This is a genomic window from Pseudomonas sp. FP1742 (assembly GCF_030687145.1).
Taxonomy (GTDB): domain Bacteria; phylum Pseudomonadota; class Gammaproteobacteria; order Pseudomonadales; family Pseudomonadaceae; genus Aquipseudomonas; species Aquipseudomonas frederiksbergensis_D.
Window position 1 is genome coordinate 5,961,568 of the sequence record NZ_CP117460.1, and the last position, 13,514, is coordinate 5,975,081.

Genomic DNA, 13,514 nt, shown 5'->3' on the forward strand with positions numbered 1-13,514 from the left:
AGTCTAAAGAGGATCTTGCCCCCAGTCAAGGCAAGGCCCCGACCTCCCCACCCATCCAGCCTCGACAAATTGTCTCGACTGGATGAACGGTTCGATCAGGGCCCGCGCTCATTTACCGCAGAACTCAGTTACCGCTCGAGTTCAACGCTTCGGTCAGTGCAGCTTCCACTTCACTGGCGCTCACGCGCAACGGCTTGTCAGCATCACGGCGGCGCTTGCGCTCGCTGTGATAAGCCAGACCGGTACCAGCCGGGATCAGACGACCCACGACCACGTTTTCTTTCAGGCCGCGCAGGTAATCACGCTTGCCGGTTACCGCCGCTTCGGTCAGTACGCGAGTGGTTTCCTGGAAGGAAGCCGCCGAGATGAACGATTCGGTGGACAACGACGCCTTGGTGATACCCAGCAGAACGCGAGTGAACTTGGAGACGAATTTGTCTTCAGTGCTCAGACGCTCGTTCTCTACCAATACGTGAGTCAATTCCATCTGGTCGCCCTTGATGAAACTGGAATCGCCGGATTCAGCGATCTCAACCTTACGCAGCATCTGACGCAGGATGGTCTCGATGTGCTTGTCGTTGATCTTCACGCCTTGCAGACGGTAAACGTCCTGGATCTCGTTCACGATGTACTTGGCCAGCGCACTCACACCCAGCAGACGCAGGATGTCGTGTGGATCGCTCGGACCGTCGGAGATAACTTCGCCGCGGTTTACCTGTTCGCCTTCGAAGACGTTCAGGTGACGCCACTTCGGAATCAACTCTTCGTACGGATCGCTACCGTCGTTCGGGGTAATAACCAGACGGCGTTTGCCTTTGGTCTCTTTACCGAACGCGATGGTGCCGCTGACTTCAGCCAGAATCGAAGCCTCTTTCGGACGACGAGCTTCGAACAAGTCGGCAACACGCGGCAGACCACCGGTGATGTCACGGGTCTTCGAAGTCTCTTGCGGAATACGAGCGATAACATCACCGATCGCGATTTTCGCACCGTCCGCCACACCGACCAAGGCGTTGGCAGGCAGGAAGTACTGAGCAATTACGTCAGTACCCGGCAGCAAGAGATCCTTGCCGTTGTCATCAACCATCTTCACAGCAGGACGGATATCTTTACCGGCAGCTGGACGGTCTTTGGCGTCGAGTACTTCAATGTTGGTCATACCGGTCAATTCGTCAGTCTGACGCTTGATCGTGATGCCTTCTTCCATGCCCACGTAGGTCACGGTACCTTTCATTTCGGTAACGATTGGGTGAGTGTGCGGATCCCACTTGGCCACGATTGCGCCAGCGTCGACCTTGTCACCTTCTTTAACCGAAATCACAGCACCATACGGCAGCTTGTAGCGCTCACGCTCACGACCGAAGTCATCAGCGATCGCCAGCTCACCGGAACGGGACACAGCAACCAGGCAACCATCCACTCGCTCAACATGCTTCAGGTTATGCAGACGGACGGTACCGCCATTCTTCACCTGAACGCTGTCGGCCGCGGAGGTCCGGCTTGCCGCACCACCGATGTGGAACGTACGCATGGTCAGCTGAGTACCCGGCTCACCAATGGACTGGGCAGCGATAACGCCGACCGCCTCACCGATGTTCACCTGGTGGCCACGAGCCAGGTCACGGCCGTAGCACTTGGCGCAAATGCCGTAGCGGGTTTCGCAGCTGATCGGCGAACGCACGATCACTTCGTCGATGCTGTTCAGCTCGATGAACTCGACCCACTTCTCGTCGACCAGGGTGCCGGCAGGAACGATAACTTCCTCGGTACCCGGCTTGAATACGTCACGGGCAATGACACGACCCAATACGCGCTCACCCAACGGCTCAACAACGTCACCGCCTTCAATGTGCGGAGTCATTACCAGGCCATGTTCAGTGCCGCAATCGATCTCGGTCACAACCAGATCCTGCGCCACGTCTACCAGACGACGAGTCAGGTAACCGGAGTTCGCAGTTTTCAACGCGGTATCCGCCAGACCTTTACGAGCACCGTGAGTCGAGATGAAGTACTGAAGTACGCTCAAACCTTCACGGAAGTTCGCAGTAATCGGCGTTTCAATGATGGAACCGTCCGGCTTGGCCATCAGACCACGCATACCGGCGAGCTGACGGATCTGCGCAGCAGAACCCCGTGCGCCCGAGTCGGCCATCATGTACATCGAGTTGAACGATTCCTGGTCGACTTCGACGCCATGACGGTCGATGACTTTCTCTTTCGAGAGGTTAGCCATCATCGCCTTGGAAACTTCGTCGTTCGCCTTGGACCAAAGGTCGATCACTTTGTTGTACTTCTCGCCCTGGGTTACCAGGCCGGAGGCGTACTGACTTTCGATCTCTTTCACTTCGTCGGTGGCGGCACCGATGATGCGGGCTTTTTCATCCGGGATAACGAAGTCGTTAACGCCGATGGAAACGCCGGAGATGGTCGAATAAGCAAAACCGGTGTACATCAACTGGTCAGCGAAGATCACGGTCTCTTTCAAACCAACCACGCGGTAGCACTGGTTGATCAGTTTGGAGATCGCCTTTTTCTTCATCGGCTGGTTGACGACGTCGTACGACAGGCCAGGCGGAACAACCTGGAACAACAGTGCACGGCCGACAGTAGTGTCGACGATACGGGTGTTCTTGACGCTGCCACCATCACGATCATTGACGGTTTCGTTGATCCGGACTTTGACCTTGGCGTGCAGTGCGGCTTCACCGGCACGGAACACACGGTCAACTTCCTGCAGATCCGCGAACACACGACCTTCGCCCTTGGCGTTGATCGCTTCACGAGTCATGTAGTACAGACCCAATACAACGTCCTGCGACGGAACGATGATTGGCTCACCGTTGGCTGGCGACAGAATGTTGTTGGTCGACATCATCAACGCACGCGCTTCCAACTGGGCTTCCAGTGTCAGCGGTACGTGCACGGCCATTTGGTCGCCGTCGAAGTCGGCGTTGTACGCAGCACAGACCAGAGGGTGCAGCTGGATAGCCTTACCTTCGATCAGTACTGGTTCAAATGCCTGGATACCCAGACGGTGAAGGGTCGGCGCACGGTTGAGGAGAACCGGGTGTTCGCGGATCACTTCAGCGAGAACGTCCCAAACCTCTGGCAGTTCGCGCTCGACCATCTTCTTGGCGGCTTTGATGGTGGTAGCAAGACCACGCATTTCCAGCTTGCCGAAAATGAACGGCTTGAACAGCTCGAGAGCCATCTTCTTCGGCAGACCGCACTGGTGCAGACGCAGGGTCGGACCTACGGTAATTACCGAACGACCGGAGTAGTCAACACGCTTACCGAGCAAGTTCTGACGGAAACGACCTTGCTTACCCTTGATCATGTCAGCCAGGGATTTCAGAGGACGCTTGTTGGAACCAGTGATAGCGCGGCCACGACGACCGTTGTCGAGCAGTGCATCGACGGCTTCCTGCAACATACGCTTTTCGTTGCGCACGATGATGTCCGGAGCGGACAGATCGAGCAGACGCTTCAAGCGGTTGTTACGGTTGATCACTCGACGATACAAGTCGTTGAGGTCGGAAGTCGCGAAGCGACCACCGTCCAGCGGGACCAGTGGACGCAGATCTGGCGGCAGAACCGGCAGAACAGTCAGCACCATCCACTCTGGCAGGTTGCCGGAACCCTGGAAGGCTTCCATCAACTTCAGACGCTTGGACAGCTTCTTGATCTTGGTTTCGGAGTTGGTTTGCGGAATTTCTTCACGCAGACGGCCAATCTCGTGTTCCAGGTCGATAGCGTGCAGCAGTTCACGGACAGCTTCGGCACCCATGCGGGCATCGAAATCGTCACCGAACTCTTCCAGCGCTTCGAAGTACTGCTCGTCGTTGAGCAGCTGACCTTTTTCAAGGGTGGTCATGCCTGGATCGATAACGACATAGCTCTCGAAGTAGAGAACGCGTTCGATATCACGCAGGGTCATGTCCATCAGCAAGCCGATACGGGACGGCAGCGATTTCAGGAACCAGATGTGAGCAACCGGCGAGGCCAGTTCGATGTGCGCCATGCGCTCACGACGAACTTTTGCCAGCGCGACTTCAACGCCGCACTTCTCGCAGATCACGCCACGGTGCTTCAAGCGCTTGTACTTACCGCACAGGCACTCGTAATCCTTTACCGGGCCAAAGATCTTGGCGCAGAACAGGCCGTCACGCTCAGGTTTGAACGTACGGTAGTTGATGGTTTCCGGCTTTTTAACTTCACCGAACGACCACGAACGGATCATCTCAGGCGATGCCAATCCAATACGGATGGCGTCGAACTCTTCGACTTGACCCTGGTTTTTCAGCAAATTCAGTAGGTCTTTCAAGGCCTTTCCTCCTGGCGGAGCAGAGAGCGGGCAATCCAGCCCCGCTCTCGATTCGCGTCACGTGTTATTCGGTTTCCAGATCGATATCGATGCCGAGGGAACGAATTTCCTTGATCAACACGTTGAAGGACTCGGGCATGCCCGGCTCCATACGGTGATCGCCGTCCACGATGTTTTTGTACATCTTGGTCCGGCCGTTCACATCGTCCGACTTCACTGTGAGCATTTCTTGCAGAGTGTAAGCAGCACCGTATGCTTCCAGTGCCCAGACCTCCATCTCCCCGAAACGCTGACCACCGAACTGAGCCTTACCACCCAGCGGTTGCTGAGTAACCAGGCTGTACGAACCGGTAGAACGAGCGTGCATCTTGTCGTCTACCAAGTGGTTCAGCTTCAGCATGTACATGTAGCCAACAGTAACCGGGCGCTCGAACTTGTTGCCGGTACGGCCGTCGGTCAGCTGCATCTGGCCGCTTTCTGGCAGGTCTGCCAGTTTCAGCATGGCCTTGATTTCGCTTTCCTTGGCGCCGTCGAACACTGGAGTGGCCATTGGAACGCCGCCACGCAGGTTCTTCGCCAGATCCAGGATTTCCTGGTCGGAGAAGCTATCCAGATCTTCGTTACGACCGCCGATCTGGTTGTAGATCTCGTCCAGGAAGGTGCGAAGTTCAGCAACCTTACGTTGCTCTTCGACCATCCGGTTGATCTTCTCGCCCAGACCTTTGGCCGCGAGGCCCAGGTGGGTTTCAAGGATCTGACCAACGTTCATACGCGAAGGTACGCCCAACGGGTTGAGGACAACGTCGACCGGGGTGCCATTGGCATCGTGCGGCATGTCTTCAACCGGCATGATCACGGAGACCACACCTTTGTTACCGTGACGACCGGCCATCTTGTCGCCCGGCTGGATGCGGCGACGGATTGCCAGGTAAACCTTGACGATTTTCAGCACGCCTGGAGCCAGGTCATCGCCCTGCTGCAGCTTGCGCTTCTTGTCTTCGAACTTGTCGTCCAGCAGACGGCGGCGATCAACGATGTAGGCCTGAGCCTTCTCGAGCTGCTCGTTAAGAGCATCTTCAGCCATGCGCAGTTTGAACCACTGGCCGTGCTCAAGACCGTCGAGAACTTCGTCGGTGATTTCCTGACCTTTCTTCAGACCGGCGCCGCCTTCGGCTTTGTGGCCGACCAGCGCGGAACGCAGACGTTCGAAAGTGGCGCCTTCAACGATACGGAACTCTTCGTTCAGGTCCTTGCGGATCTCGTCGAGTTGAGTCTTCTCGATCGACAGTGCACGAGCATCACGCTCAACGCCGTCGCGAGTGAAGACCTGTACGTCGATGACAGTACCCTTGGTGCCGGTAGGCACACGCAGGGAGGTGTCTTTAACGTCGCTGGCTTTTTCACCGAAGATCGCACGCAGCAGTTTTTCTTCCGGAGTCAGCTGGGTCTCGCCTTTCGGAGTGACCTTACCAACCAGGATGTCGCCTGCGCCAACTTCAGCACCTACGTAAACGATACCGGCTTCGTCCAGCTTGTTCAGTGCAGCTTCACCCACGTTCGGGATGTCTGCAGTGATTTCCTCTGGCCCAAGCTTGGTGTCACGTGCCACACAGGTCAGTTCCTGGATGTGGATCGTGGTGAAACGGTCTTCCTGAACAACACGCTCGGACAGGCAGATGGAGTCTTCGAAGTTGAAGCCGTTCCATGCCATGAACGCGATGCGCATGTTCTGACCCAGAGCCAGTTCACCCATGTCGGTGGACGGACCGTCGGCCATGATGTCGCTACGCTGAACCCGATCACCTTTGCTCACCAGCGGACGCTGGTTGATGCAGGTGTTCTGGTTGGAGCGGGTGTATTTGGTCAGGTTGTAGATGTCGACACCAGCTTCACCGGTTTCAACTTCATCATCCGCAACACGAACCACGATACGACTGGCGTCCACGGAATCGATCACGCCACCACGACGAGCCACGACGCAAACGCCGGAGTCACGAGCTACGTTACGCTCCATGCCGGTACCTACCAGCGGCTTGTCAGCACGCAAGGTCGGTACAGCTTGACGCTGCATGTTCGAACCCATCAACGCACGGTTGGCGTCGTCGTGCTCGAGGAACGGAATCAGCGACGCAGCAACCGAAACTACCTGCTTCGGCGATACGTCCATCAAGGTGACGTCTTCCGGCGCCTTGACGGTGAATTCGTTCAAGTGACGAACAGCTACCAGCTCGTCGATCAGGACTTTCTTGTCGTTCATCGTGGCCGAAGCCTGAGCGATCACGTGATCGGCTTCTTCGATGGCGGACAGGAACACGATCTCGTCGGTGACCAGAGCGTCTTTCACCACACGGTACGGGCTCTCGAGGAAGCCGTACTGGTTGGTGCGCGCATAGGCGGCCAGGGAGTTGATCAGACCGATGTTCGGACCTTCCGGCGTTTCAATCGGGCAGACACGACCGTAGTGAGTCGGGTGTACGTCACGGACTTCGAAGCCTGCACGCTCACGAGTCAAACCGCCTGGGCCGAGTGCAGAGACACGACGTTTGTGGGTGATCTCGGACAGCGGGTTGTTCTGGTCCATGAACTGCGACAGCTGGCTGGAACCGAAGAACTCTTTCACCGCCGCAGCCACTGGCTTGGCGTTGATCAGGTCTTGCGGCATCAGGCCTTCGCTTTCAGCCATCGACAGACGCTCTTTGACCGCACGCTCAACACGTACCAGGCCAACGCGGAACTGGTTCTCGGCCATTTCGCCTACGCAGCGAACACGACGGTTACCCAGGTGGTCGATGTCATCGACGATGCCTTTACCGTTACGGATGTCGACCAGAGTCTTCAGAACCGCGACGATGTCTTCTTTGCACAACACGCCCGAACCTTCGATCTCGGTACGACCGATACGACGGTTGAACTTCATCCGGCCGACCGCAGACAGGTCATAGCGCTCAGGACTGAAGAACAGGTTGTTGAACAGCGTCTCGGCAGCGTCCTTGGTTGGCGGCTCGCCTGGACGCATCATGCGATAGATCTCGACCAGCGCTTCCAATTGGTTGCTGGTGGAGTCGATCTTCAGGGTGTCGGAGACGAACGGACCGCAGTCGATATCATTGGTGTACAGAGTTTCGATGCGAACAACACCGGCCTTGGCAATTTTTGCCAGGATTTCGGTGTTCAGCTCGGTGTTGCACTCTGCCAGGATTTCGCCGGTAGCCGGATGCACGATGACCTTGGCGGTAGTGCGACCCAGGACGTAGTCCAGAGGCACTTGCAGCTCTTTGATCCCGGCCTTTTCCAGCTGGTTGATGTGGCGAGCGGTGATACGACGACCCTGCTCGACAATAACCTTGCCCTTGTCATCCTGGATATCGAGGACAGCAATTTCACCACGCAGGCGCTGAGGCACCAGCTCCAGGCTGAGGTTTTCACCCTGCACATGGAAGACGTTGGTGGTGTAGAACGCGTCCAGCACTTCTTCAGTGGTATAGCCCAGTGCGCGCAGCAGTACCGATGCAGGCAGCTTGCGACGACGGTCGATACGCACGAATACGCAGTCTTTCGGGTCGAACTCGAAGTCCAGCCACGAACCGCGGTAAGGAATGATACGCGCGGAGTACAGCAGTTTGCCGGAGCTGTGCGTCTTGCCACGGTCGTGGTCGAAGAACACGCCCGGGGAACGGTGCAGCTGGGAAACGATTACACGCTCGGTACCGTTGATTACGAAGGTACCGTTCTCAGTCATCAGGGGGATTTCACCCATGTAGACTTCTTGCTCTTTGATGTCCTTGATCGCTTTGTTCGACGATTCTTTGTCGAAAATGATCAGGCGCACTTTTACCCGCAAAGGTACGGCGTAAGTTACACCGCGCAATACGCATTCTTTGACATCAAATGCCGGTTCGCCCAGGCGATAACCGACGTACTCCAGCGCAGCATTGCCGGAGTAGCTGATGATCGGGAAAACGGATTTGAAGGCCGCATGCAGGCCCACGTCGCGGAACTGATCTTTAGTCGCTCCCGCTTGCAAGAATTCACGATACGAATCCAGCTGGATGGCCAGGAGGTACGGCACATCCATGACGTCCGGCAACTTGCTAAAGTCCTTGCGGATACGTTTTTTCTCAGTATATGAGTAAGCCATCAGCGTTCCCCAGCTTGGTCACCTGCTTGTTTGGCCCCTCCCGACGGGAGCAGCCAGAAAATCGTGCAAACCCCATGGTTTGCGCCACCGCATCGGGTGGTTACAGCTCGTTATCAGCACCGACCCAGTCGGCTGCCAATAACGGAAAAAGGCCGGTGGCAAGAGCCACCAGCCATCAGCCTTTCGCTTAACGCTCGGGCTGGAGGAGCAAAGTCGATGCTTACTTCAGCTCGACTTTAGCGCCTGCTTCTTCCAGAGTTGCTTTGGCTTTGTCAGCTGCTTCTTTGGCAACAGCTTCCAGAACCATGGCAGGAGCGCCGTCAACTACAGCCTTGGCTTCTTTCAGGCCCAGACCGGTCAGTTCACGTACAGCCTTGATCACGTTAACTTTCTTCTCGCCAGCTTCGGTCAGCATGACGTTGAATTCAGTTTGTTCTTCAACAACGGCAGCAGCAACAGCTGGGCCGGCGGAAGCAGCAGCAGCGGAAACGCCGAACTTCTCTTCCATTGCCTTGATCAGCTCAACGATTTCCATTACGGATTTCGCGCCGATTGCTTCGATGATTTGCTCGTTAGTCAGAGACATGACTATAAATTCCTGTATTGGGGTGACAGCCTACGCGGCTATCGAAATAAACAATAAACGCTGAAAGGAGTCGCTCAGCCTTAGGCTGCGGCAGCTTCTTTCTGGTCGCGAAGTGCCGCCAGAGTACGAGCCAATTTGCTGGTTGCGCCTTGAATCACGCTCATCAGCTGAGAAATTGCTTCGTCACGGGTCGGCAGAGTTGCCAGCACGTCGATTTGGTTAGCTGCGAGGAACTTGCCCTCGAACGCAGCTGCCTTGATCTCGAACTTATCCTGACCTTTTGCAAACTCTTTGAAGATACGAGCAGCAGCGCCCGGATGTTCTTTGGAGAATGCAATCAAGGTAGGGCCGGTGAACACGTCGTTGAGAACACTGTACTCAGTGTCAGCAACAGCGCGCTTGAGCAGGGTGTTACGTACGACACGTACGTAAACGCCAGCTTCACGAGCCTCTTTACGGAGTCCGGTCATCGCGCCTACTGTTACGCCACGGGCATCAGCCACGACAGCGGACAGAGCGACTTTGGCAGCCTCGTTGACTTCAGCGACGATGGCCTTCTTGTCTTCGAGTTTAATTGCCACGGGTTTAACTCCTGCTTGTTACCGTTTCATCCAGTCGAAACCGGATGTCGTTTTGGTGTCTGATTCGGTAAGGAACCGGGAGCACCATCTGCGTAGGCTTGAGGTTTAAGACTTGCGTCGCCTACGGTCTTGGACAGCCCCCGCCAGGCAGGGACCCCAATCTTTCAACTGGCGCAATCGCTTGCGCCAATCTGTGTCTTACGCGTCGAGCGAGCCTTGGTCGATGACCAGGCCTGGACCCATGGTGGTGCTCAGGGTAACGCGCTTGACGTAAATACCTTTCGAGGAAGCTGGCTTGATACGCTTCAGATCAGCGATCAGGGCTTCAACGTTTTCCTTCAGCTTGACGGCATCGAAGCCGACTTTGCCAACGGAAGTGTGGATGATGCCGTTTTTGTCGGTGCGATAACGAACCTGACCAGCCTTGGCGTTTTTAACCGCGGTAGCTACGTCTGGAGTCACGGTGCCGACTTTAGGGTTAGGCATCAGACCACGTGGACCGAGGATCTGACCCAACTGACCTACAACGCGCATTGCATCCGGGGATGCGATCACTACGTCATAGTTCAGGTCGCCGCCTTTCATTTCAGCAGCCAGGTCGTCCATGCCTACACGGTCAGCGCCGGCAGCCAGAGCGGCCTCAGCAGCTGGACCCTGGGTGAACACAGCAACGCGAACGGTCTTGCCAGTGCCGTGTGGCAGCACGGTAGCGCTACGAACAACCTGGTCAGATTTACGCGGGTCAACACCCAGATTCACAGCAACGTCGAACGACTCGCTGAACTTGACAGTCGACAGCTCGGACAGCAGAGCAGCAGCGTCTACAAAGTTGTAGGCCTTGCCTGCTTCGATTTTGCCGGCGATAGCCTTTTGACGCTTGGTCAGCTTAGCCATTACACACCCTCCACATTAAGGCCCATGCTACGAGCAGAACCGGCGATAGTACGCACGGCTGCTTCCATATCAGCTGCAGTCAGATCCGCGTTTTTGGTCTTCGCGATTTCTTCCAGCTGAGCACGAGTCACAGTGCCAACCTTAACGGTGTTCGGACGAGCAGAACCGCTAGTCAGACCAGCAGCCTTCTTCAGCAGAACCGAAGCAGGTGTGGATTTGGTTTCGAAAGTGAAGCTACGGTCGCTGTAGACAGTGATGATCACTGGAGTCGGCAGACCTGGCTCAAGACCCTGAGTACGGGCGTTGAAAGCCTTGCAGAATTCCATGATGTTCACGCCGTGCTGACCCAGAGCAGGACCAACAGGTGGACTTGGGTTAGCCTGAGCGGCCTTCACTTGCAGCTTGATGTAAGCGGTAATCTTCTTGGCCATGAGGCACTCCAATTACGGGTTCAAACGCCTCGAAAGGCTCCCCGGTTACTTGCGCGTTTATCCCAGTGACGACAAAACCCCACAGCCTAGGGCTGCGGGGTTGGGATGCTTGATCAGCTAGACCTTTTCGACCTGACTGAACTCTAACTCTACCGGGGTAGAGCGACCGAAAATGAGCACCGCCACTTGGATTCGGCTCTTTTCGTAGTTAACTTCTTCAACCGTGCCGGTAAAATCAGCAAACGGTCCGTCGTTGACACGTACCGACTCACCTGGCTCGAACAGAGTCTTCGGCTTCGGCTTGTCGCTACCATCAGCAACACGACGCAGAATCGCTTCTGCTTCTTTATCTGTGATTGGCGCAGGCTTGTCGGCGGTACCGCCAATAAAGCCCATCACCCGAGGAGTATCCTTGACCAAGTGCCAAGTACCCTCATTCATATCCATCTGAACCAGCACATAGCCTGGGAAGAATTTGCGTTCGCTTTTGCGCTTCTGGCCATTACGCATCTCAACCACTTCTTCAGTGGGAACCAGAATTTCGCCGAAGCCATCTTCCATGCCAGCCAGCTTTACGCGCTCGATCAACGAACGCATGACATGCTTCTCGTAACCCGAGTAAGCATGCACAACGTACCAACGCTTAGCCACGGGACACCCTTAGCCGACAATCAAGGAAACAAGCCAGCCGAGCAGGGAATCAAGCCCCCACAACAGCAACGCCATAACCAGCACAACAGCCACGACAATCAACGTGGTCTGCGTGGTTTCTTGGCGAGTTGGCCATACGACTTTACGAATCTCGGTGCGAGCTTCCTTAACCAGTACAAAGAAAGACTTGCCCTTGACTGTCTGCAAGCCTACAAAGGCAGCTGCAGCAGCAATAACAAGCAAAGCGAGTACGCGGTACAGGATCGGCGAAGCAGAGTAATACTGATTGCCAACAACGCCAACAACCACCAAAGCGACTACTACAAGCCACTTGAGCAGATCGAAGCGAGAGCCTTGAGCTTCAGCTTTAGGAGTCATCTATGAAGATCCTGTGAAAAGAAAGCCAGACACACCAAGTGAATCTGGCAGGTCAGGAGGGAATCGAACCCCCAACCTACGGTTTTGGAGACCGTCGCTCTGCCAATTGAGCTACTGACCTAAAACAAAATCAGGCCGACCATTATGCCGGCCCGAAAAAGACATTACAACTATTTACTCGATGACTTTAGCTACTACGCCAGCGCCGACGGTACGACCGCCTTCACGGATAGCGAAACGCAGACCATCTTCCATCGCGATGGTTTTGATCAGAGTGACAGTCATCTGGATGTTGTCACCTGGCATTACCATTTCAACGCCTTCTGGCAATTCGCAGTTACCGGTCACGTCAGTAGTACGGAAGTAGAACTGTGGACGGTAGCCTTTGAAGAACGGAGTATGACGGCCGCCTTCTTCCTTGCTCAGAACGTAAACTTCTGCGGTGAACTTGGTGTGCGGCTTAACGGTGCCTGGCTTGACCAGAACCTGGCCACGCTCAACGTCGTCACGCTTGGTGCCGCGCAGCAGCACGCCGCAGTTCTCGCCAGCACGACCTTCGTCGAGCAGCTTGCGGAACATTTCAACGCCGGTGCAGGTAGTTTTCTGAGTATCGCGCAGACCAACGATCTCAACTTCTTCCTGGATACGGACGATGCCACGCTCAACACGACCAGTCACAACAGTACCGCGACCCGAGATCGAGAATACGTCTTCGATTGGCATCAGGAACGGCTTGTCGATAGCACGCTCTGGTTCTGGGATGTAGCTGTCCAGAGTCTCAACCAACTTCTTGACGGCAGTGGTGCCCATCTCGTTGTCGTCTTGACCGTTCAGAGCCATCAGCGCCGAACCGATGATGATCGGAGTGTCGTCGCCTGGGAAGTCGTAAGTGCTCAGCAGATCACGCACTTCCATCTCAACCAGTTCCAGCAGCTCAGCGTCGTCTACCATGTCAGCCTTGTTCAGGAAGACAACGATGTACGGAACGCCAACCTGACGGGACAGCAGGATGTGCTCACGGGTCTGAGGCATCGGACCATCAGCGGCCGAGCAAACCAGGATAGCGCCGTCCATCTGAGCAGCACCGGTGATCATGTTTTTTACGTAGTCGGCGTGACCTGGGCAGTCAACGTGCGCATAGTGACGCACGGCCGAATCGTATTCAACGTGAGCGGTGTTGATGGTGATACCGCGAGCTTTTTCTTCCGGGGCGCTGTCGATCTTGTCGAAGTCAACCTTGGCCGAACCGAAAACTTCGGAGCAGACACGGGTCAGAGCAGCAGTCAGAGTGGTTTTACCGTGATCGACGTGACCAATGGTACCAACGTTGACGTGCGGCTTATTACGTTCGAACTTTTCCTTAGCCATCGAAATCACCCCTAGCAGAAGAATTAAGCAAGTAACATCAGCCATTAAAACAAAGGCAGATATTTTCATATCTGCCTTGTTATATGGAGCTCTTGAGCGGATTTGAACCGCTGACCTCACCCTTACCAAGGGTGTGCTCTACCAACTGAGCTACAAGAGCGAA

At 55.5% G+C, this 13,514-nt stretch carries 9 protein-coding genes and 2 tRNA genes; all 11 read right to left on the bottom strand.

Going from position 1 to position 13,514, the window contains the following annotated elements:
• Positions 1-124: 124 nt before the first annotated feature.
• The 11 genes from rpoC to PSH64_RS27170 all read right to left on the bottom strand — a co-directional run bounded on the left by rpoC (position 125) and on the right by PSH64_RS27170 (position 13,511).
• Positions 125-4,324 (bottom strand): DNA-directed RNA polymerase subunit beta', encoded by a 4,200-nt coding sequence (gene rpoC, locus PSH64_RS27120; RefSeq protein WP_105349125.1) that lies wholly within the window; start codon positions 4,322-4,324, stop codon positions 125-127.
• A gap of 64 nt (positions 4,325-4,388) precedes the next feature.
• Complete coding sequence (gene rpoB, locus PSH64_RS27125; protein ID WP_018925655.1) at positions 4,389-8,462, bottom strand: DNA-directed RNA polymerase subunit beta; 4,074 nt, start codon at positions 8,460-8,462, stop codon at positions 4,389-4,391.
• A gap of 220 nt (positions 8,463-8,682) precedes the next feature.
• Positions 8,683-9,048, bottom strand: coding sequence for a 50S ribosomal protein L7/L12 (gene rplL / locus PSH64_RS27130; protein ID WP_105349123.1), 366 nt, complete (start codon positions 9,046-9,048; stop codon positions 8,683-8,685).
• Positions 9,049-9,128: 80 nt separating this feature from the next.
• Complete coding sequence (gene rplJ / locus PSH64_RS27135) at positions 9,129-9,629, bottom strand: 50S ribosomal protein L10 (protein WP_007933724.1); 501 nt, start codon at positions 9,627-9,629, stop codon at positions 9,129-9,131.
• A 198-nt stretch (positions 9,630-9,827) separates the two neighbouring features.
• A complete protein-coding gene (rplA, locus tag PSH64_RS27140) occupies positions 9,828-10,523 on the bottom strand; it encodes a 50S ribosomal protein L1 (protein WP_007933725.1) in 696 nt (231 codons plus the stop codon).
• A complete protein-coding gene (gene rplK, locus PSH64_RS27145; protein ID WP_007933726.1) occupies positions 10,523-10,954 on the bottom strand; it encodes a 50S ribosomal protein L11 in 432 nt (143 codons plus the stop codon). Before rplK ends, rplA begins: the two co-directional genes overlap by 1 nt.
• A gap of 117 nt (positions 10,955-11,071) precedes the next feature.
• Positions 11,072-11,605 (bottom strand): transcription termination/antitermination protein NusG, encoded by a 534-nt coding sequence (gene nusG, locus PSH64_RS27150; RefSeq protein WP_007933727.1) that lies wholly within the window; start codon positions 11,603-11,605, stop codon positions 11,072-11,074.
• 9 nt (positions 11,606-11,614) lie between these two features.
• Positions 11,615-11,983: a preprotein translocase subunit SecE gene (secE, locus tag PSH64_RS27155; RefSeq protein WP_105349120.1), complete on the bottom strand. Its 369-nt coding sequence runs from the start codon at positions 11,981-11,983 to the stop codon at positions 11,615-11,617.
• A 45-nt stretch (positions 11,984-12,028) separates the two neighbouring features.
• A tRNA-Trp gene (locus PSH64_RS27160) sits at positions 12,029-12,104 on the bottom strand.
• A 53-nt stretch (positions 12,105-12,157) separates the two neighbouring features.
• Positions 12,158-13,351, bottom strand: coding sequence for an elongation factor Tu (gene tuf / locus PSH64_RS27165; RefSeq protein WP_003186103.1), 1,194 nt, complete (start codon positions 13,349-13,351; stop codon positions 12,158-12,160).
• A gap of 84 nt (positions 13,352-13,435) precedes the next feature.
• A tRNA-Thr gene (locus PSH64_RS27170) sits at positions 13,436-13,511 on the bottom strand.
• Between the last annotated feature and the right edge of the window lie 3 nt (positions 13,512-13,514).

What these genes read in the sequence shown, in the direction of transcription:
- rplA (WP_007933725.1), bottom strand. Translation starts at nt 10,523, where the DNA reads ATGGCTAAGCTGACCAAGCGTCAAAAGGCTATCGCCGGCAAAATCGAA.
- rplL (WP_105349123.1), bottom strand. Translation starts at nt 9,048, where the DNA reads ATGTCTCTGACTAACGAGCAAATCATCGAAGCAATCGGCGCGAAATCC.
- tuf (WP_003186103.1), bottom strand. Translation starts at nt 13,351, where the DNA reads ATGGCTAAGGAAAAGTTCGAACGTAATAAGCCGCACGTCAACGTTGGT.
- secE (WP_105349120.1), bottom strand. Translation starts at nt 11,983, where the DNA reads ATGACTCCTAAAGCTGAAGCTCAAGGCTCTCGCTTCGATCTGCTCAAG.
- rplK (WP_007933726.1), bottom strand. Translation starts at nt 10,954, where the DNA reads ATGGCCAAGAAGATTACCGCTTACATCAAGCTGCAAGTGAAGGCCGCT.
- rpoB (WP_018925655.1), bottom strand. Translation starts at nt 8,462, where the DNA reads ATGGCTTACTCATATACTGAGAAAAAACGTATCCGCAAGGACTTTAGC.